General features: G+C 51.1%; 30 protein-coding genes. 2 read left to right on the forward strand and 28 right to left on the reverse strand.

What is annotated here, in order from left to right:
• Nucleotides 1-124 precede the first annotated feature (124 nt).
• Nucleotides 125-1,582, forward strand: coding sequence for an ethanolamine ammonia-lyase reactivating factor EutA (locus SOJ49_RS16455; protein WP_369855581.1), 1,458 nt, complete (start codon nt 125-127; stop codon nt 1,580-1,582).
• A gap of 2 nt (nt 1,583-1,584) precedes the next feature.
• Nucleotides 1,585-3,795, forward strand: coding sequence for an ethanolamine ammonia-lyase subunit EutB (gene eutB, locus SOJ49_RS16460; protein WP_369855582.1), 2,211 nt, complete (start codon nt 1,585-1,587; stop codon nt 3,793-3,795).
• 165 nt (nt 3,796-3,960) lie between these two features.
• On the opposite strand, the gene rplQ is transcribed toward eutB, so the two are convergent.
• The 28 genes from rplQ to rpsJ form a co-directional block, all read right to left on the reverse strand.
• The gene (gene rplQ / locus SOJ49_RS16465; protein WP_369855583.1) at nt 3,961-4,368 is read right to left on the reverse strand and encodes a 50S ribosomal protein L17; all 408 of its coding nucleotides are present in this window, start codon (nt 4,366-4,368) and stop codon (nt 3,961-3,963) included.
• A gap of 31 nt (nt 4,369-4,399) precedes the next feature.
• The gene (gene rpoA, locus SOJ49_RS16470; RefSeq protein WP_369855584.1) at nt 4,400-5,401 is read right to left on the reverse strand and encodes a DNA-directed RNA polymerase subunit alpha; all 1,002 of its coding nucleotides are present in this window, start codon (nt 5,399-5,401) and stop codon (nt 4,400-4,402) included.
• A gap of 21 nt (nt 5,402-5,422) precedes the next feature.
• Nucleotides 5,423-6,043, reverse strand: a complete 621-nt coding sequence (rpsD, locus tag SOJ49_RS16475; RefSeq protein WP_369855585.1) for a 30S ribosomal protein S4 — start codon at nt 6,041-6,043, stop codon at nt 5,423-5,425.
• A gap of 12 nt (nt 6,044-6,055) precedes the next feature.
• Nucleotides 6,056-6,445: a 30S ribosomal protein S11 gene (gene rpsK / locus SOJ49_RS16480; RefSeq protein WP_094059483.1), complete on the reverse strand. Its 390-nt coding sequence runs from the start codon at nt 6,443-6,445 to the stop codon at nt 6,056-6,058.
• Nucleotides 6,446-6,525: 80 nt separating this feature from the next.
• Nucleotides 6,526-6,882 carry a 30S ribosomal protein S13 gene (gene rpsM / locus SOJ49_RS16485; protein WP_369855586.1) on the reverse strand — a complete coding sequence of 119 codons (357 nt, stop codon included), beginning with the start codon at nt 6,880-6,882 and terminating at the stop codon, nt 6,526-6,528.
• A gap of 103 nt (nt 6,883-6,985) precedes the next feature.
• Entirely contained in the window at nt 6,986-7,099 is a 114-nt protein-coding gene (gene rpmJ / locus SOJ49_RS16490) for a 50S ribosomal protein L36 (protein WP_084644941.1), read from the reverse strand.
• 20 nt (nt 7,100-7,119) lie between these two features.
• Nucleotides 7,120-8,448, reverse strand: a complete 1,329-nt coding sequence (secY, locus tag SOJ49_RS16495) for a preprotein translocase subunit SecY (RefSeq protein ID WP_369855587.1) — start codon at nt 8,446-8,448, stop codon at nt 7,120-7,122.
• Nucleotides 8,448-8,882 carry a 50S ribosomal protein L15 gene (rplO, locus tag SOJ49_RS16500; RefSeq protein ID WP_369855588.1) on the reverse strand — a complete coding sequence of 145 codons (435 nt, stop codon included), beginning with the start codon at nt 8,880-8,882 and terminating at the stop codon, nt 8,448-8,450. Before rplO ends, secY begins: the two co-directional genes overlap by 1 nt.
• A gap of 1 nt (nt 8,883) precedes the next feature.
• Nucleotides 8,884-9,069 carry a 50S ribosomal protein L30 gene (gene rpmD / locus SOJ49_RS16505; RefSeq protein WP_303434733.1) on the reverse strand — a complete coding sequence of 62 codons (186 nt, stop codon included), beginning with the start codon at nt 9,067-9,069 and terminating at the stop codon, nt 8,884-8,886.
• 6 nt (nt 9,070-9,075) lie between these two features.
• Nucleotides 9,076-9,600: a 30S ribosomal protein S5 gene (gene rpsE, locus SOJ49_RS16510; RefSeq protein ID WP_369855589.1), complete on the reverse strand. Its 525-nt coding sequence runs from the start codon at nt 9,598-9,600 to the stop codon at nt 9,076-9,078.
• An 11-nt stretch (nt 9,601-9,611) separates the two neighbouring features.
• Nucleotides 9,612-9,962 carry a 50S ribosomal protein L18 gene (gene rplR / locus SOJ49_RS16515; RefSeq protein WP_369855590.1) on the reverse strand — a complete coding sequence of 117 codons (351 nt, stop codon included), beginning with the start codon at nt 9,960-9,962 and terminating at the stop codon, nt 9,612-9,614.
• A 10-nt stretch (nt 9,963-9,972) separates the two neighbouring features.
• On the reverse strand, nt 9,973-10,506 hold the full coding sequence (rplF, locus tag SOJ49_RS16520; protein ID WP_369855591.1) for a 50S ribosomal protein L6: 534 nt from the start codon (nt 10,504-10,506) through the stop codon (nt 9,973-9,975).
• A gap of 11 nt (nt 10,507-10,517) precedes the next feature.
• Entirely contained in the window at nt 10,518-10,910 is a 393-nt protein-coding gene (gene rpsH, locus SOJ49_RS16525; RefSeq protein WP_369855592.1) for a 30S ribosomal protein S8, read from the reverse strand.
• 77 nt (nt 10,911-10,987) lie between these two features.
• Nucleotides 10,988-11,293 carry a 30S ribosomal protein S14 gene (gene rpsN / locus SOJ49_RS16530; RefSeq protein ID WP_369855593.1) on the reverse strand — a complete coding sequence of 102 codons (306 nt, stop codon included), beginning with the start codon at nt 11,291-11,293 and terminating at the stop codon, nt 10,988-10,990.
• A 10-nt stretch (nt 11,294-11,303) separates the two neighbouring features.
• Nucleotides 11,304-11,843 (reverse strand): 50S ribosomal protein L5, encoded by a 540-nt coding sequence (rplE, locus tag SOJ49_RS16535; protein ID WP_369855594.1) that lies wholly within the window; start codon nt 11,841-11,843, stop codon nt 11,304-11,306.
• A gap of 18 nt (nt 11,844-11,861) precedes the next feature.
• Nucleotides 11,862-12,176: a 50S ribosomal protein L24 gene (gene rplX / locus SOJ49_RS16540; protein ID WP_369858082.1), complete on the reverse strand. Its 315-nt coding sequence runs from the start codon at nt 12,174-12,176 to the stop codon at nt 11,862-11,864.
• A gap of 14 nt (nt 12,177-12,190) precedes the next feature.
• Entirely contained in the window at nt 12,191-12,559 is a 369-nt protein-coding gene (gene rplN / locus SOJ49_RS16545) for a 50S ribosomal protein L14 (RefSeq protein ID WP_369855595.1), read from the reverse strand.
• A 33-nt stretch (nt 12,560-12,592) separates the two neighbouring features.
• A complete protein-coding gene (gene rpsQ / locus SOJ49_RS16550; protein ID WP_369855596.1) occupies nt 12,593-12,859 on the reverse strand; it encodes a 30S ribosomal protein S17 in 267 nt (88 codons plus the stop codon).
• 2 nt (nt 12,860-12,861) lie between these two features.
• Nucleotides 12,862-13,053 (reverse strand): 50S ribosomal protein L29, encoded by a 192-nt coding sequence (gene rpmC, locus SOJ49_RS16555; RefSeq protein ID WP_369855597.1) that lies wholly within the window; start codon nt 13,051-13,053, stop codon nt 12,862-12,864.
• The gene (rplP, locus tag SOJ49_RS16560) at nt 13,053-13,466 is read right to left on the reverse strand and encodes a 50S ribosomal protein L16 (protein ID WP_369855598.1); all 414 of its coding nucleotides are present in this window, start codon (nt 13,464-13,466) and stop codon (nt 13,053-13,055) included. Before rplP ends, rpmC begins: the two co-directional genes overlap by 1 nt.
• 12 nt (nt 13,467-13,478) lie before the next feature.
• Nucleotides 13,479-14,168 (reverse strand): 30S ribosomal protein S3, encoded by a 690-nt coding sequence (gene rpsC / locus SOJ49_RS16565; RefSeq protein ID WP_303434721.1) that lies wholly within the window; start codon nt 14,166-14,168, stop codon nt 13,479-13,481.
• Between the two features lie 11 nt (nt 14,169-14,179).
• Nucleotides 14,180-14,515 (reverse strand): 50S ribosomal protein L22, encoded by a 336-nt coding sequence (rplV, locus tag SOJ49_RS16570; protein WP_303434720.1) that lies wholly within the window; start codon nt 14,513-14,515, stop codon nt 14,180-14,182.
• A 13-nt stretch (nt 14,516-14,528) separates the two neighbouring features.
• A complete protein-coding gene (gene rpsS / locus SOJ49_RS16575) occupies nt 14,529-14,804 on the reverse strand; it encodes a 30S ribosomal protein S19 (RefSeq protein ID WP_369855599.1) in 276 nt (91 codons plus the stop codon).
• A gap of 17 nt (nt 14,805-14,821) precedes the next feature.
• The gene (rplB, locus tag SOJ49_RS16580; RefSeq protein ID WP_369855600.1) at nt 14,822-15,649 is read right to left on the reverse strand and encodes a 50S ribosomal protein L2; all 828 of its coding nucleotides are present in this window, start codon (nt 15,647-15,649) and stop codon (nt 14,822-14,824) included.
• A gap of 11 nt (nt 15,650-15,660) precedes the next feature.
• A complete protein-coding gene (rplW, locus tag SOJ49_RS16585; RefSeq protein ID WP_369855601.1) occupies nt 15,661-15,957 on the reverse strand; it encodes a 50S ribosomal protein L23 in 297 nt (98 codons plus the stop codon).
• Nucleotides 15,954-16,556: a 50S ribosomal protein L4 gene (gene rplD, locus SOJ49_RS16590; RefSeq protein ID WP_369855602.1), complete on the reverse strand. Its 603-nt coding sequence runs from the start codon at nt 16,554-16,556 to the stop codon at nt 15,954-15,956. Before rplD ends, rplW begins: the two co-directional genes overlap by 4 nt.
• 3 nt (nt 16,557-16,559) lie before the next feature.
• On the reverse strand, nt 16,560-17,192 hold the full coding sequence (rplC, locus tag SOJ49_RS16595; protein WP_369855603.1) for a 50S ribosomal protein L3: 633 nt from the start codon (nt 17,190-17,192) through the stop codon (nt 16,560-16,562).
• A gap of 95 nt (nt 17,193-17,287) precedes the next feature.
• Entirely contained in the window at nt 17,288-17,596 is a 309-nt protein-coding gene (gene rpsJ / locus SOJ49_RS16600) for a 30S ribosomal protein S10 (protein WP_036535225.1), read from the reverse strand.
• Nucleotides 17,597-17,699 lie beyond the last annotated feature (103 nt).

The following is a 17,699-nucleotide window of genomic DNA, read 5'->3' on the forward strand; positions in this document are numbered from 1 at the left end:
CCTTGGTGTTGTCGTTTCATTCGGTTCCGTTCATTAGATGGAGAACTTGGCGTGAGAATTGAATATTCCTTTCAGGAAATTTAATTTCACAAAATTCCCCTCGCTAACCACACTGGGATCCTTCATGGCGTTTACCCAATCGGACTCCATTCGCTTGCTTGGACTGGACTTCGGCTCCACGACATCCAGCATGATGGTGGTGCAAGTCAGCCTTGGTAGACACAGCGTCAACGGTCGGATGAGCTATACCAACCCTACCCTGGTTTATCGCTCTCCGCCCTGCTTTACTCCCTTCCGTAACCAGCAAATCGATACCGAAATCTTGTTGCAGCAGCTAACCGTCTGGATGCAGCAAGCACAACTGGATGTGTTTCCAGCCCATACCGGTGCCGCACTGATTACCGGTTTGGCAGCCCGCAGTGACAATGCCCGAATTCTTAGCCGCATCATTGGTGAGCAGATTGGAGATGCCATGATTGCCACTGCCGATGACCCTGGGCTGGAGTCGTGGATGGCGTTTATGGGCAGCTGCCAGCTGCTGAGCCGTTACTACTATGACCAGCCCGTGCTGAACCTCGATATCGGTGGTGGCACCACCAATCCAGCCTTGGGTATGGCCGGGAATGTGCAGAGTTGTGGTTGTTATTACATTGGTGCGCGCCACTTCCGTTTTGAACCCGGCAGCTATCACCTGACCGGAATCTCATCTTACGGAACCCGATTATTGCGACAACTGGGCATCACCGCAGTACCGGCGGTTTTCGATAACAGCCTGCGCCAGCGCATCGTGCAGTGGATGGTGCGGAGTCTGGAGCAAATCGTTACAGGCAACGAAGCGGCAATTGACGATTATTTTCGCCAGTTGGCACTGCAGAACCAGGCCGGACTGGTCGGCCAGGAAGCGGCGCTGGTGACCTTCTCTGGTGGTGTCGGCGAACTGATCTATCGTTTTCAGGATAGTGGCCGCTGGCCAGGAACCACCGAGTATGGCGACCTGGGGATTGATCTGGCTCAGGCGATCGTAGCGTCCCCGATTCTTTCTCGCACACTATCGGTACGCCCGGACAATGCCGGTCGAGCCACCGTACTGGGGCTGACGTTACACAGCTCGGATATTTCCGGCACCAGCCTCTACATCAGCAATCCAGAGTTATTACCACTCACTGACTTGCCGCTGTTATCGCACCTGGATCTGGATGCCAGCCAGGATCAGATCAGACAAGTGATGCGATTGGCACAGGGTTGCCAGCGGGGGGCGGCCATTCGGATTGGTGTTGGCAACACGAATACCCAGCCAGCCTCCTTGCTACTCATTAAACAGTTTACCCGGCGGCTGAATAGCGCCAGAGACTGTGCCACCGGAGACGGTGCCGCCTTGTCTGCACCGCCACTGGTGTTATTACTCGAAAGCAATATTGGCAAGACCCTTGGCAACTACCTCAGCAATTGGGGGCAACGCCCGGAATCCTTGCTGGTTATCGACGAAATTCCCGACCGACAAGCCCAGTTTATTCATGTCGGTCGACCACTCAAACAGGTCGTACCGGTCTCTTTTTTCGGTATGAGTCAGGAGGCTAGCTGACTATGTCCATTTTTTGCCCAACCCCACTGCAACAGATTGATACCCCTGCCAGCACAGATCCCAAAGCGTACGACATTCTGCTAATGCAGAAGCATTACCGCTTTCGTAATCTGGCGCACTTGTTAGGGGCTGCGGATGTCAGCAAGGCCGGTGATCGTATCGCCGGATTGGCTGCCAGCGACGAAATTGAGCGTGAAGCAGCCCGTTCCCTGCTGTCCCAACAGACACTACAGCATCTTTACGATACCCCGCTGACCGACGCTGAAGGCCGTATCGACAGTGTGATGCGGGTCAATTACGACATAAATCCGGCCACCTTCAATACCTTGCGGCAACTGACTCTGGGTGAATTAAAGGATCTTATGCTGGCCAGTAAAGGGCCGCGTATTCGTGAGATTGGCCAGGCGTTGACCGGAGTCATGGTCGCGGCAGTCACCAAGCTACTCGACGTCCATGAGCTGATTCTGTTGGCCAAGCGCCTGAAAAATGGCGCGGCTGCTCAGGCACGAACCCGTGTTGGCCTGCCAGGCACCTTGTCCTCACGGTTGCAGCCAAACCACCCCACCGACAATCTCGCCGGGATCAGCCTGCTGACCTATGCCGGACTGTCGATGGGAGCCGGAGACGCACTACTGGGCCTCAACCCGGCGATTGATACCGTCGACAACATCAGCGCGGTATTACACCACCTAGACAGGTTGCGGCGGGAAACCGGTGCTCCAACCCAGATTTGTGTGCTGTCTCATATCAAAACCCAAATGGCCTGCCTGCAAGGCGGAGCGCCGGTGGAAATCATGTTCCAGAGCCTGGCGGGCACAGAGCGTACTCTGACCGACGAATTTGATGTCACCGTTGAGCTGCTGGATCAGGCCTATGAGTTGATGCAAAACCACGGGCCACTGCGAGACTCTGGCGCAGAAAATGTTATGTACTTCGAAACCGGCCAAGGCAGTGAACTGACCTACAACAAGCACAACGGTCTGGATATGGCGACCTGTGAAGCCCTGTGCTACGGACTGGCACGTCGCTACCGCCCGTTTATGGTGAATAACGTCACCGGATTTATTGGCCCTGAAACCCATCTTGATAATTTTGAAATGACCTACAGCTGTTTGCAGGATCATTTTATGGGCAAGTTAATGGGATTACCCATGGGCATGGCCCCCTGCTTTACCCTGCATTCCCAGGTGACTGCCGAAGGCCAGCAAATGGCCACTGAGCTGCTTGCCGCAGCCGGGGCCAACTTTTTTATGGACGTTTACCTCGGTAACGACCGCATGCTGGCCTATTTCGATACCAGTGGCCACGACGACCAGACCTTGCGCGAGATTCACAACCTCGAACCAGCACCCGAATACCTCAGCTGGGCAATGGCCAAAGGCATTTTCATACGCAATGAAGAGGGAGAACTGGAACGTGGGCCGAACTGGGGCAAACCAGAACAATTTTGTGCCTCAGAAAGTGATTATCAGCGTCTGCTGGAATCGGTACCAGCCGCTTATGGATTCGACAATGCCGGGCCACGTCCAAGCAATCAGGTTGCCCGTACCCTGAGAAGCAATCAGGCGGTTGCCAGGGAGGCAATTTATGCCGACCTCAATGTCAATAAACTCACCGACGTACTGGGATTCCGCCAGTTGATCACTCGCGCCAACACCAGGGAAACGCATCTGTCCAACCCGGAAACCGGTGCTTATCTCGACACTCATTGCCGTTTGAGCCTGGTGCCAGAATTCACCGATGTCCAGATTCTGGTGACCGATGGACTCAGTGCCGAGGCCATCCACCACAATATTGAGCAACTGCTACCCGTGCTTCAGGACGGTTTACAAAGCCAGGGCTATCGTTGTGGCCAGGCCGTTGTTTGTCAGTATGGCAGGGTCAAACTGGCGGAAGATATTGGCAATGCACTGCAGTCACGGCTGATCATCAATTTGATTGGTGAACGCCCTGGTGGTGATGCCATGGCGTCCCGAAGCATGTCGGCCTATCTGGCTTATCGCGTTGCAGATGAACACCAGCAGCAGGCTGCCATATTCAGTGGCAACCCGGACATCGAGTGGGAATACAGCGTTATTTCCAATATTTACCAGAAGGGGCTGCCAGCCACCGAAGCCGGTTCCGTCATTGCCGAAAAAGCGATTCAGATATTGACCCACGGCGCGGCAGGAAATCGTCTGGAAGCGCAGCTAAAACCGCATGTCGCCGCCTGAACCGGATGGTTCGTTACGCCGGAAAAGGATTTCCGGCCACGCAGACTGATTGGTGGCTCATGCCCCTTTCTGCCCCTCTCCGGCATAAGGCGTCCGTAGCAAGTAGCAAATTACTGGCATAAAAAAACCCGCTCGAAAGCGGGTTTTCAGGAAGAGCAGCCAATATTACTCAGCTGCATCATCCTCGACTTCTACAATGTCTTCTGCATCAACAACCGGACGATCGACCAGCTCTACATACGCCATAGGCGCAGCATCACCAGAACGGAAACCGCATTTTAAAATACGGATATAACCGCCTGGACGAGCTTGGTAACGAGGACCGAGTTCGTTAAACAGTTTACCAACAGCTTCTTTGCTGCGGGTACGAGAGAACGCCAGACGACGGTTTGCAACTGAATCTTCTTTAGCCAGAGTGATCAGTGGCTCAGCAACGCGGCGCAGTTCTTTCGCTTTTGGCAGAGTCGTTTTAATGACTTCATGTTCGAACAGGCTCACCGCCATGTTTTTCAACATGGCTTGACGGTGTGCGCTGGTACGATTGAAGTGACGACCACTTTTACGATGACGCATGGTTTAATTCCTTACTAACTGAACGCTCAGCTTACGCGAGCACTTTGTCGTCGTTACGGAGGCTGGCGGGTGGCCAGTTCTCCAGATGCATACCCAACGACAGGCCACGGGAAGCAAGAACGTCTTTGATTTCAGTCAGAGACTTTTTACCCAGGTTAGGAGTCTTCAACAGCTCAACTTCAGTGCGCTGGATCAGATCGCCGATGTAGTAAATATTTTCTGCTTTCAAACAGTTGGCGGAGCGGACGGTCAACTCCAGATCGTCGACAGGACGCAGCAGAATAGGATCAATCTCTTCTTCTTCGCGTACCTGTTCAACTACCTCATCGTTCTCAAGATTGACGAAGATAGCCAGCTGTTGTTGCAAGATGGTCGCGGAACGACGGATCGCTTCTTCCGGATCAATAGTGCCATTGGTTTCCAGATCGATAACCAGCTTGTCCAGGTCTGTACGTTGTTCCACACGAGCGCTATCGACGCTGTATGAAACCCGCTTGACCGGGCTGTAAGTGGCATCCAGCTGAAGTTTACCAATTGCCTTGGTTTCCTCGTCATTCTGGTAGCGAGATTCGACGGTTTCATAACCGCGACCTGAAGCGACCTTAATGGTCATCTTCAGCTCGGCACCTTCACCCAAATGGGCAATGACGTGGTCCGGGTTGACAATATCAACACCATGATCCAGTTGAATATCGGCAGCTGTAACCGTCGCCGGGCCAGTTTTGGCCAGAGTCAGGTTCGCTTCGTCGCGCTCATGCAATTTGACTGCAACACCTTTCAGGTTCAGCAGGATTTCAATAACATCCTGTTGAATACCTTCAATTGCGCTGTACTCGTGCAATACGCCGTCGATTTCACACTCGACAATGGCCGCACCCGGCATTGATGACAGCAGGATACGACGCAGGGCTGCGCCCAGTGTGTGACCAAATCCGCGTTCCAGAGGCTCAAGAGTGACCTTGGCATGGGTACCGCTAACTTCGTCTACCTGGATGTTACGAGGTGTCAAAAATTCATTAACTGCACGCTGCATAGCTGCCCTTAAGCTCCTCTATTATTTGGAGTAAAGTTCCACGATCAGGTTTTCGTTGATTTCCGCAGGGAGATCAGCGCGTTCCGGAACATTGGTAAAAGTACCTTCCATCTTGCCGGAATCGACATGGATCCATGCGCAATCACTGCGCTGACCAGCCAGTTCCAGAGCAGTCTTGATACGATCCTGGTTTTTCGATTTTTCGCGAATCGCAACCACATCGCCAGTTTGCACCTGGTAAGACGGAATATTAACAGTACGTCCGTTAACGGTTACTGCCTTGTGAGAAACCAGCTGACGCGATTCCGCACGGGTAGAACCAAACCCCATACGGTAAACAACGTTGTCCAGACGGGATTCCAGCAATTGCAGCAGGTTTTCACCCGTTGCACCTTTACGGCGCGCTGCTTCTTTGTAGTAGCTACGGAACTGCTTTTCCAGAATGCCGTACAAACGGCGGACTTTCTGCTTTTCACGCAGCTGCAAACCATAGTCAGACAGACGACCACGACCTGCGCCATGAACACCTGGCTTGGTTTCAAGCTTGCATTTTGTATCGAGTGCGCGAATGCCGCTTTTCAGGAACAGATCAGTTCCTTCACGACGAGACAGCTTACACTTGGGACCAATATAACGTGCCATAATTCTGCCTCCTTATACGCGACGCTTCTTAGGTGGACGACAGCCGTTATGAGGAATCGGAGTCACGTCTGTGATGTTGGATATTTTGTATCCACATGCATTCAGAGCGCGAACTGCAGATTCACGGCCAGGACCTGGACCTTTAACTTCAACGTCCAGATTCTTCAGGCCATACTCTTTGGCAGCTTCACCAGCACGTTCTGCTGCCACCTGAGCGGCAAAAGGAGTGCTCTTACGAGAACCACGGAAACCAGAGCCACCGGCAGTAGCCCAGGACAATGCATTGCCCTGACGGTCGGTGATGGTCACAATGGTGTTGTTAAAAGAGGCGTGGATATGGGCAATGCCATCCACTACCTGCTTTTTAACCTTTTTCTTGGTTGATCTTTGTGGCTTAGCCATTTTTTACAATCCTGCTTTTAATATCAACACTGCAACAAGTGAATGCAGCTACACTAAAAGTCCAACCCGGTAATCAGTGATTACTTACGGATTGGCTTGCGCGGGCCCTTACGGGTACGAGCATTTGTTTTAGTACGCTGACCGCGAAGAGGCAGGCTACGACGGTGGCGAATACCGCGGAAGCAACCCATGTCCATCAAACGCTTGATGTTCATTTGTACTTCACGACGCAGATCGCCTTCGACCGTAAACTTAGCAACTTCATTACGGATAATGTCCAGCTGATCTTCGCTCAGAGAACCAATTTTGGTGCTCTCTGCGATGCCTGTAGCGGCACAGATTTGCTGGGCAGTGGTCTTACCAATGCCAAAAACATAGGTCAGAGAAATCACTGCATGCTTGTTGTCAGGAATATTGACACCGGCAATACGGGCCATGTCTAACTCCGTTACACTTACTTGATGAAAGGGCGCGAGATACTACAAGTAGCTTGCATAAAATGCAAGCTACTTGTTAACCACACCCGCCGTGCCAGGAGAATTAACCCTGACGTTGTTTGTGCTTGGGATCTGTACAGATCACGCGCACGCTGCCGTTTCGACGAATGATTTTGCATTCACGGCACATTTTTTTAACAGACGCACGTACTTTCATGACAGTCTCCTAAAATGGCCTCAGCGATTAGCCGAGCCCATATTTTTCAAGTTCGCTTTCTTCATCAGGGATTCATACTGATGAGACATCAGATGTGATTGCACCTGCGCCATAAAATCCATAACCACAACCACTACGATCAGCAGTGATGTACCGCCAAAGTAGAAAGGCACATCTGCTGCAACCACCAGAAACTGGGGCAACAAACAGACAGACGCAATATAAAGAGAACCAAACAGGGTCAGGCGACCCAATACGGTGTCAATATATTTGGCGGTCTGGATTCCGGGACGAATCCCTGGAATGAAAGCACCGGATTTTTTCAGGTTTTCTGCGACATCTTTCGGGTTAAACATCAACGCCGTATAGAAATAGCAGAAGAAAATAATACCGGCAGCAAACAATACGATATAAAGCGGCTGGCTAGGTGCCAGAGCCAGGCTAATGTCCTGGAGCCATTCCATGCCTTCGCCCTTGCCAAACCATTGCCCCAGAGATGCCGGGAACAACAGCAAGCTTGATGCGAAAATCGCAGGAATAACACCCGCCATATTCAGCTTGAGTGGAAGATGGCTGCTTTGGGCACCCATCATCTGACGGTTACCCATCTGGCGCTTGGCATAGTTGATGGTGATACGGCGTTGACCCCGTTCTACAAAGACAACGAAAGCTATAACCGCTACTGCCAAAGCAGCAATCACCAGCAACAACAGAATATTCAAATCGCCCTGGCGGGCAGATTCAAAGGCCTGTCCAATCGCGCTGGGCAAACCGGCAACAATACCGGCGAAAATCAGAATGGATATACCATTACCAATACCACGCTCGGTTACCTGTTCGCCCAACCACATCATAAAGACGGCACCCGCCACAAAGGAGGGTACTGCTGCGATATAAAAATCGATACCAGAAGAGAAGGTAACACCCTGCCCTGCCAGTCCTGCTGAAACACCGAACGCTTGTACGGTGGCCAGCAAGACAGTGCCGTAGCGGGTGTATTGGGTAATCTTGCGACGACCCGATTCACCTTCCTTCTTTAGCTGCTCAAGCTGAGGGCTCACCGCCGTCAGCAATTGCATGATAATGGACGCGGAAATGTACGGCATGATCCCGAGCGCAAGAATACTCATACGCTCCAGTGCGCCGCCGGAAAACATGTTGAACATTTCCAGGATAGTGCCCTGATTCTGTTCAAACAACCGTGCCAGCGCTTCCGGGTTAATCCCTGGTACCGGAATATGGGTACCAATCCGATATACAACAATTGCCAGGAGTACAAACCGGATCCGGGAGAAAAGTTCTCCCAAACCCTTGTTCATTCCTTGTGGTAGTGAGCCTTGAGTAGCCATTAGTCTTCGACCTTACCGCCTGCTGCTTCAATGGCAGCGCGAGCGCCTTTAGTGACTTTCAGACCTTTAACAGTCACAGCCTTGCTGATTTCGCCAGACAGGATAACGCGACCTTCTTTAAACTTGTCGCCAATCACGTCTGCTGCTTTCAGTGCTGCCAGATCTACGACATCGCCTTCTACCAAAGACAGTTCGTTGAGACGAATCTCTGCAACGTACTGGGCTTTACGGGAAGTAAAGCCAAACTTTGGCAAACGACGGTGGATAGGCATCTGACCACCTTCGAAACCGGGTGCAACGCTGCCACCAGAACGGGATTTCATCCCCTTGTGACCACGACCACCGGTTTTACCCAAACCAGAACCGATACCACGGCCAACGCGCTTACGCGATGGCTTGGAACCAGGAGCAGGGCTCAATTCATTGAGGCGCATATTACTCCCCTTCAACCTTAACCATGTATTGAACTTGGTTGATCATGCCGCGAATGGAAGGAGTATCTTCCAGTTCAACAGTATGACCAATCCGACGCAGGCCCAGACCTTTCATGGTTTCGCGGTGCTTTGGCAGTTTGCCAATAGTGCTGCGAGTCTGGGTAACCTTTACAGTTTTCTTTTCCATATCGAATTACCCCAGAATTTCTTCAACAGTCTTGCCGCGTTTTGCCGCCACCTCTTCAGGTGACTTCATTTGCGCCAGGCCATTAAAGGTTGCACGAACCACGTTGTTTGGGTTAGTAGAACCGTAGCACTTGGCCAGTACGTTCTTGACACCAACCATCTCCAGTACTGCACGCATCGCACCACCGGCAATAATACCGGTACCTTCAGATGCTGGCTGCATATAAACCTGTGCACCGGAGTGACGGGCTTTAATCGGATACTGAAGCGTGTTGCCATCCAGCTGCACAGTGATCATGTTGCGTTTGGCTTGTTCCATAGCTTTTTGAATTGCCATTGGAACCTCGCGGGATTTACCGCGACCAAAGCCGACACGACCATTGCCATCACCAACCACAGTCAGAGCAGTGAAGGCGAAAATACGACCACCTTTTACTACTTTGGCTACACGGTTAACCTGAACCAGTTTTTCCTGGAATTCACTTTCTGAGCGATCGTTGTTGCGATCGTTATTACGTTCGTTATTTGCCATGATCTTTACCCTTAGAATTCGAGGCCGTTTTCACGAGCCGCGTCAGCCAGAGCCTTGATGCGACCATGGTATCTAAAACCGGAACGATCGAAAGCGACCTTGGTAATACCGGCGGCTTTTGCACGCTCAGCAATCAACTGACCCACTTTCGTGGCAGCACTGACGTTACCAGTTAAATCGTTACGCAGATCTGCTTCTACTGTAGAAGCCGTTGCAAGGACGCTAGCGCCATTGGCAGCGATGATCTGAGCATAAATGTGTCGGGGTGTACGGTGTACACACAGACGAACCGCGCTTTTTTCACGGATATTTATCCGGGTTTTCTGGGCACGGCGCAGACGAGCTGTTTTCTTCTCATTCATGGCCTAGACCTTACTTTTTCTTGGCTTCTTTACGACGAACAATCTCGTCAGCGTAACGAACACCCTTGCCTTTATAAGGCTCAGGAGGACGGTAACCGCGAATTTCAGCGGCAACCTGGCCGACAACTTGTTTGTCGACACCCTTGATCACAACTTCCGTCTGGCTTGGTGTTTCACAAGTCACACCGTCAGGCAGTTCATAATCAACCGGGTGAGAGAAGCCCAGGGACAGGTTTAGAGTTTTGCCGGAAGACTTGGCACGATAACCAACACCTTGCAAAACCAGTTTCTTTTCAAAACCAACACTCACACCGGTAACCATATTGTTTACCAGAGCGCGGAACGTTCCCGCCAAAGCATTAGATTGCTTGTCATTCTTTTTCGGAGCGAACTTCAGTTCATTCTCTTCTTGCTGAATATCCACAGCAGTGTGGATAGCCAGTTCCAAGGAACCTTGTTTGCCCTTAACGGAGATCTTGTCAGCGGCCAGTGTGATTTCAACACCAGTCGGGATCTGTACAGGAGCCTTAGCTACACGAGACATGGTATCCCCTCTTAGAATACGGTGGCGATAACTTCACCACCGACACCCGCAGCACGGGCAGCGCGGTCAGTCATGACGCCTTTCGAGGTGGATACAATGGCTACGCCTAAACCTGCCTCTACTTTCGGCAGTTGTGCGGAACCCTTGTACTGACGCAAACCAGGGCGTGATACGCGCTGGATACGTTCAATAACCGGCTTGCCTTCGTAGTATTTCAGATCAATAGTCATAACCGATTTGGTTGACTCTTCTACTGAAAAACCACTGATGTAGCCTTCTGCTTCCAGAACCTGGGCAACAGACGCCTTCATTTTTGAAGACGGCATGCTCACAGTCGTATGACCAGCTTGCTGGGCATTACGAATGCGGGTGAACATGTCCGCCAACGTGTCTTGCATACTCATTTATATTACCTCTGTTGTGCAGCGGCCTTCAGGCAAGACCTGAACAATAACGTTCCGGTCTTGCGCAAAGGGTGTGCTTACCAACTCGCCTTTTTCAGACCTGGCACGTTACCTTTCATTCCTTCTTCACGCAGTTTGATACGTGACAGCTTGAACTTGCGGTAAACACCGTGCGGACGGCCCGTTATTTGACAACGACGTCGCAGACGGCTCGCGGATGAATCGCGAGGTAGTTTCTGCAACGCTTGTTGTGCATCCCAGCGTTCTTCATCAGAAGAATCCTGGTTACTAATGATTGCCTTGAGCTCAATACGCTTGGCAGAATATTTCTCTACCAGTTTTTCACGCTTCAACTCACGCTGCTTCATGCTGATTTTAGCCATGACTAACTCCTCAGTTACGGAACGGGAACTGCAGCGCTTTCAGCAAAGCACGGCCTTCTTCGTTGGTTTTGGCTGTGGTGGTGATGGTCACATCCATACCGCGAACCTTGTCTACTTTATCGTAGTCAATTTCCGGGAAGATGATTTGTTCCTTCACACCCATGCTGTAGTTGCCGCGACCATCAAATGACTTGCCGTTAATACCACGGAAGTCACGTACACGAGGCAGGGAGATATCGATCAGACGATCCATAAAATCCCACATGCGTTCGCGACGCAGGGTCACTTTACAACCAATTGGCCAGCCTTCACGAACCTTGAAGCCCGCGACAGATTTACGTGCCTTGGTGACAACCACTTTCTGGGCAGCAATCAGTTGCATATCAGCAACCGCGCTATCCATCAGTTTCTTGTCGCCCAATGCTTCACCGACACCCATGTTCAGGGTGATTTTGGTGATTTTTGGCACTTCCATGATGTTCTTGTAACCAAACTCTTCTTGCAGCTTGGCTACTACTTCTTGTTTATACAGTTCTTCTAAACGTGACATAGCAGTATCCAGCTCCAATTAGGCGTCGATTACATCGCCAGTGGATTTGAAGATACGTACCTTCTTTTCACCGTCAACCTGGAAGCCAACACGATCAGCTTTTTCAGTTTTAGGGTTCCAAATGGCCACGTTGGAAGCTTGAATACCAGCTTCACGCTCGATGATGCCACCTGGCTGCTGCAGGTACGGGTTAGGCTTCTGGTGTTTTTTCACCATGTTAACGCCGGTAACTATCAGACGGCCATCCTGCTGTACCTTTTGAACGGTACCGCGTTTGCCCTTGTCTTTACCTGCGATAACAACCACTTCGTCTTTACTACGGATTTTCAACATTTGCATTCCCTCCCTTAGAGCACTTCAGGTGCTAGGGAAATGATCTTCATAAACTTCTCTGAGCGAAGTTCACGAGTCACAGGGCCAAAGATACGAGTACCGATTGGCGACAAGGATGCGTTCAGAAGAACCGCAGAGTTGACGTCAAAGCGGATAATTGAACCATCGGGACGACGCACACCTTTACGGGTACGTACAACCACGGCGTTCATTACCTGGCCTTTTTTAACTTTACCGCGAGGAATTGCTTCCTTAACGGACACTTTAATCAAATCACCGATGCCGGCATAACGACGATGCGAACCGCCCAGTACTTTAATGCACTGAACACGCTTTGCGCCGCTGTTATCGGCAACGTCTAGCATGGTTTGAGTTTGGATCATGCCTCTCGCTCCTTAACTGACTCCGCCTGGTGGTTAAACCTTGGCGGCGCGCTCGTCGATGTTTACCAACGCCCATGTCTTGTTTTTAGACAGTGGGCGTGACTCTTTTACTGTAACGAAATCGCCAATCTGGCATTCGTTGTTGGCGTCGTGCGCCATAATCTTGGTAGAACGCTTCACGAACTTTTTATAGATCGGATGCTTTACAAAACGCTCAACCCGGACAGTGATGGACTTGTCCATCTTGTTGCTCACGACACGACCACTCAGGGTACGAACGGATGTTGTGTTCTCAGTCATGATCATTCACCTGCCTTGCTTGCCAGCTCAGTTTTAACGCGAGCGATGTCGCGACGGGTCTGACTCACAAGGTGAGTCTGTCCCAACTGGCCAGTCGCTTTTTGCATACGCAACTTAAATTGTTCGCCCAACAGTTCTATCAGCTGAGATTTCAGCTCAGCCACTGATTTTTCTTTCAGTTCACTTGCTTTCATCACAGCACCGTCCGTTTAACGAATACAGTATCGAAAGGCAGCTTGGCCGCAGCCAGAGCAAACGCTTCACGCGCCAACTCTTCAGGCACACCTTCCATCTCGTAAAGAACACGACCTGGCTGAATCTGGCATACCCAGTATTCAACGTTACCCTTACCTTTACCCATACGAACCTCGAGAGGTTTTTCTGTAATAGGCTTGTCCGGGAACACGCGAATCCAGATCTTGCCGCCACGTTTCACCTTACGGGTCATCGCACGACGTGCTGATTCAATTTGACGCGAAGTCAGACGACCACGGCCGGTAGCTTTCAGCGCATATTCGCCAAAGCTGACCTTGGAGCCACGAATGGCCAAGCCACGGTTACGGCCGGTCTGGACTTTGCGGAATTTGGTACGTTTTGGTAACAACATAACTCAATCCCCTTATGAACGACCGGATTTCTTCTTACCCTGGCTCTTGGCGCGTTCGCGTACCTCTTGGATACCGCCCAGAATCTCACCTTTGAAGATCCAGACTTTAACGCCAATAACACCATAGGTAGTGTGTGCTTCGTAAGTTGCGTAGTCGATGTCGGCACGCAGTGTGTGCAATGGCACACGTCCTTCACGATACCACTCGGCACGAGCAATCTCGGCTCCACCCAATCGGCCGCTCACCTGGATCTTGATACCTTCAGCACCGCCACGCATGGCGTTCTGAACGGCGCGTTTCATAGCACGACGGAACATAACTCGACGTTCCAGCTGGCTAGCAACGCTCTGGGCAACCAGTTTGGCATCCAGATCAGGCTTGCGAACTTCTTCAATGTTGATGTGTACCGGAATACCCATCACTTCGCTCAGGTCCTTACGCAGAACCTCAACGTCTTCACCTTTTTTGCCAATCACAATACCTGGGCGGGCAGTGTGGATGGTGACTTTGGCGTTTTGCGCAGGACGCTCAATGACGACCTTACTGACTGATGCCTTTTCCAGGCGCTTTTCGATCATGGATCGAACAGCGATGTCAGTCAGCAGATTGTCGGCGTACTTATCCTTACCGGCATACCAGATCGAATTGTGATCTTTGACAATGCCCAAGCGGATACCGGTTGGATGAACTTTCTGACCCATCTGACCAACTCCTATTTTTCTGAAACTTTCACAGTGATGTGACAAGTACGCTTGAAGATACGATCCGCACGGCCTTTCGCACGAGGGCGAATACGCTTCATGGTCATACCTTCGTCGACGAAGATCGTGCTGACATTCAGCTCATCTACGTCAGCGCCATCATTGTGCTCAGCGTTGGCGATGGCAGATTCCAGAACTTTCTTGACCAGTTCAGCGCCTTTTTTGGTGCTGAAAGTCAGGATTTCCAGAGCTTCATCCACTTTTTTACCGCGGATCTGGTCTGCGACCAGGCGCGCTTTTTGAGCGGACAAGCGAGCACCACGTAAAACAGCGGCTACTTCAGACATACTTCACCCCTTCTTAGCGTTTGGCTTTCTTATCCGCTACGTGACCCTTAAAAGTACGAGTCAGCGCGAATTCGCCCAGTTTATGTCCAACCATGTCTTCAGTGACGAAAACAGGCACGTGTTGTTTACCGTTATGTACAGCGATGGTCAGCCCCACGAAATCCGGGAAGATAGTGGAGCGGCGAGACCAGGTCTTGATCGGACGCTTGTCGTTCTTCTCAAGAGCGGCCTCTACCTTCTTCATCAAGTGATGGTCAATAAATGGACCTTTTTTCAATGAACGTGGCACAGTTCAATCCTCTCTAGTTATTTCGCAGAACGACGGCGTACGATCAGATGGTCGGTACGCTTATTCTTACGAGTCTTGTAGCCTTTGGTTGGAACACCCCAAGGAGAAACAGGATGGCGACCACCAGAGGTACGACCTTCACCACCACCATGTGGGTGGTCCACAGGGTTCATCACCACACCGCGAACGGTAGGACGAACACCACGCCAGCGCGTAGCACCAGCTTTACCCAGTTCACGCAGAGCGTGCTCAGCATTACCCACTTCGCCCAGGGTGGCGCGACAGTCAGACAAAACCTTGCGCATCTCACCGGAACGCAAACGCAAAGTGCAGTAAGTGCCTTCACGAGCAACCAGCTGTGCAGATGTACCCGCAGAACGGGCGATCTGACCACCTTTACCAGGCTTCAGCTCGATGTTGTGAATAACGCTACCAACCGGCACGTTACGCAAAGGCATCGCAGAACCTACTTTAATAGGAGCATGCTCGCCAGATACGATTTCATCACCTGCACTCATGCCTTTGGCAGCAAGAATGTAGCGACGCTCACCGTCTGCGTACTTCAGCAGAGCAATGTTGGCGCTGCGGTTCGGATCGTATTCCAGACGCTCAACAACAGCTGGAATGCCATCTTTGTTGCGTTTGAAATCGACGACACGATAGTGATGTTTGTGACCACCGCCAATATGACGAGTGGTAATCCGACCGTTATTGTTACGACCGCCAGACTTGCTGTTCTTTTCAAGCAGAGGCGCAAAAGGTTTACCCTTGTGCAGCTCTTTATTCACGACTTTAACGAGATGGCGACGGCCAGCTGAAGTCGGTTTAGTTTTCACCAATGCCATGACTTAAGCTCCTATTCCGCGTCAGCGAAGTCGATGTCCTGACCGGCGACCAGGCGAACGTATGCTTTACGCACATCATTACGCTTGCCAACACCGCGAGCAGTACGTTTGGTCTTGCCTTTAATGTTGACAACCTGCACTGACTGAACTTTTACTTCAAACAGGGCTTCAACGGCTTGTTTGATTTCTGGCTTGGTTGCATCAGGAGCCACACGGAAAACATACTGTCCGTGTTTTTCGGCAACCCAAGTTGCTTTCTCAGAAATCTGAGGTGCGATCAGCACCTTGTAAAGGCGTTCACGAATCATGCGTAAGCCTCCTCAAGTTGTTTCAAGGCTTGCACAGTCACCAGGACTTTTTCGAATGCAATCAGGCTCACAGGATCGATCGCTGATGCTTCGGTCACGCCGACATGAGGAACATTACGAGCAGCCAGATACAGCTTCTCGTCGATATCCTCGGAGATGATCAATACGTTGCTCAGGTCCAGTTCGTTCAATTTGGCAACAAACTCTTTGGTCTTATGGCTTTCGACGCCAAAGGAGTCTGCAACCACCAAACGCTCTTGACGAACCAGCTCAGACAAGATGACCTGCATGGCTGCGCGGTACATTTTCTTGTTCAGCTTCTGGTCGAAGTCGCGTGGCTTGGCAGCAAACGTAACACCACCTGAACGCCAGATCGGGCTACTTGAAGTACCAGCACGAGCACGACCAGTTCCCTTCTGACGCCAAGGCTTGATACCACCACCGGCAACTTCAGAACGGGTCTTTTGTGCTTTGGTACCCTGACGGCCACCTGCCATATAGGCAGTAACCACCTGGTGAACCAGGGCTTCATTAAATTCACGGCCGAAGGTAGCGTCAGAAACAGCTACCGCATTGCCTGCGTTAGTTTTCAGTTCCATCGCTTACCCCTTCGCCTTAACAGCTGGCTTCACAATCACGTCAGAACCTGGAGCACCAGGTACTGCGCCCTTGACCAGCAGCAGGTTGTTTTCCACGTCAACGCGTACGACTTCCAGGCTTTGGGTGGTCTGTTGTTCAGAACCCATATGGCCAGCCATTTTCTTGCCTTTCCAGACACGACCGGGAGTCTGACACTGGCCGATAGAGCCAGGTGCGCGATGTGACAGGGAGTTACCGTGGGTAGCATCCTGAGTACGGAAGTTCCAGCGCTTGACGCCACCCTGGAAACCTTTACCTTTGGTAGTACCAGTAACATCTACTTTCTGGCCCGCTTCAAACTGGGTAACAGATAGTTCATCACCGGCACTGAAAGATTCTTCAGTACGGAACTCGATAGCGCCTCGTCCAGCTTCGATATTTGCTTTTGCAAAGTGACCAGATGCTGGCTTGGAAACGCGTGACGCTTTTTTAGCGCCAAAAGTAACCTGAATTGCACTGTAACCGTCAGTATCAACGGTTTTTACCTGAGAGACGCGGTTTGGCGTTACTTCCAGGACAGTAACAGCAACAGATTGACCTTCTTCGGTAAAGATACGGGTCATGCCCGCTTTTTTACCGACAATACCAATTGCCATTTTATTTACCTCTCGTGTACGGGGCTTGGACCCACTATGGCCGCCTGACATTAGGCGTTACACAGAGCACTGTGTAAGGTTAAGCCTGTTCGCTCTTAACCAAGACTGATCTGAACTTCCACACCGGCAGCCAGATCCAGTTTCATCAGCGCATCAACGGTTTTTTCTGTTGGCTCAACAATGTCGAGCATGCGCTTGTGCGTACGGATTTCGTACTGATCGCGCGCGTCTTTGTTGACGTGCGGAGAGACCAGGACGGTAAAACGCTCTTTACGGGTGGGCAGTGGAATAGGACCACGCACCTGAGCGCCCGTACGTTTGGCGGTATCGACAATTTCCTGAGTCGATGTATCGATCAGGCGATGGTCGAAAGCCTTTAAACGGATACGGATTCGTTGGTTCATTACCAAACTCCAAATTTATGTGCCAGAGCTCGCTTTCACCCCAATTCAAGGGGACGCGAATTGTATGCGGCTGTACAAAAAGTGTCAACCGACAAAAATAAAA

Origin of the sequence: Candidatus Thalassolituus haligoni (assembly GCF_041222825.1) — a bacterium.
In the GTDB taxonomy this organism is placed as follows: Bacteria; Pseudomonadota; Gammaproteobacteria; order Pseudomonadales; family Oceanobacteraceae; genus Oceanobacter; species Oceanobacter antarcticus.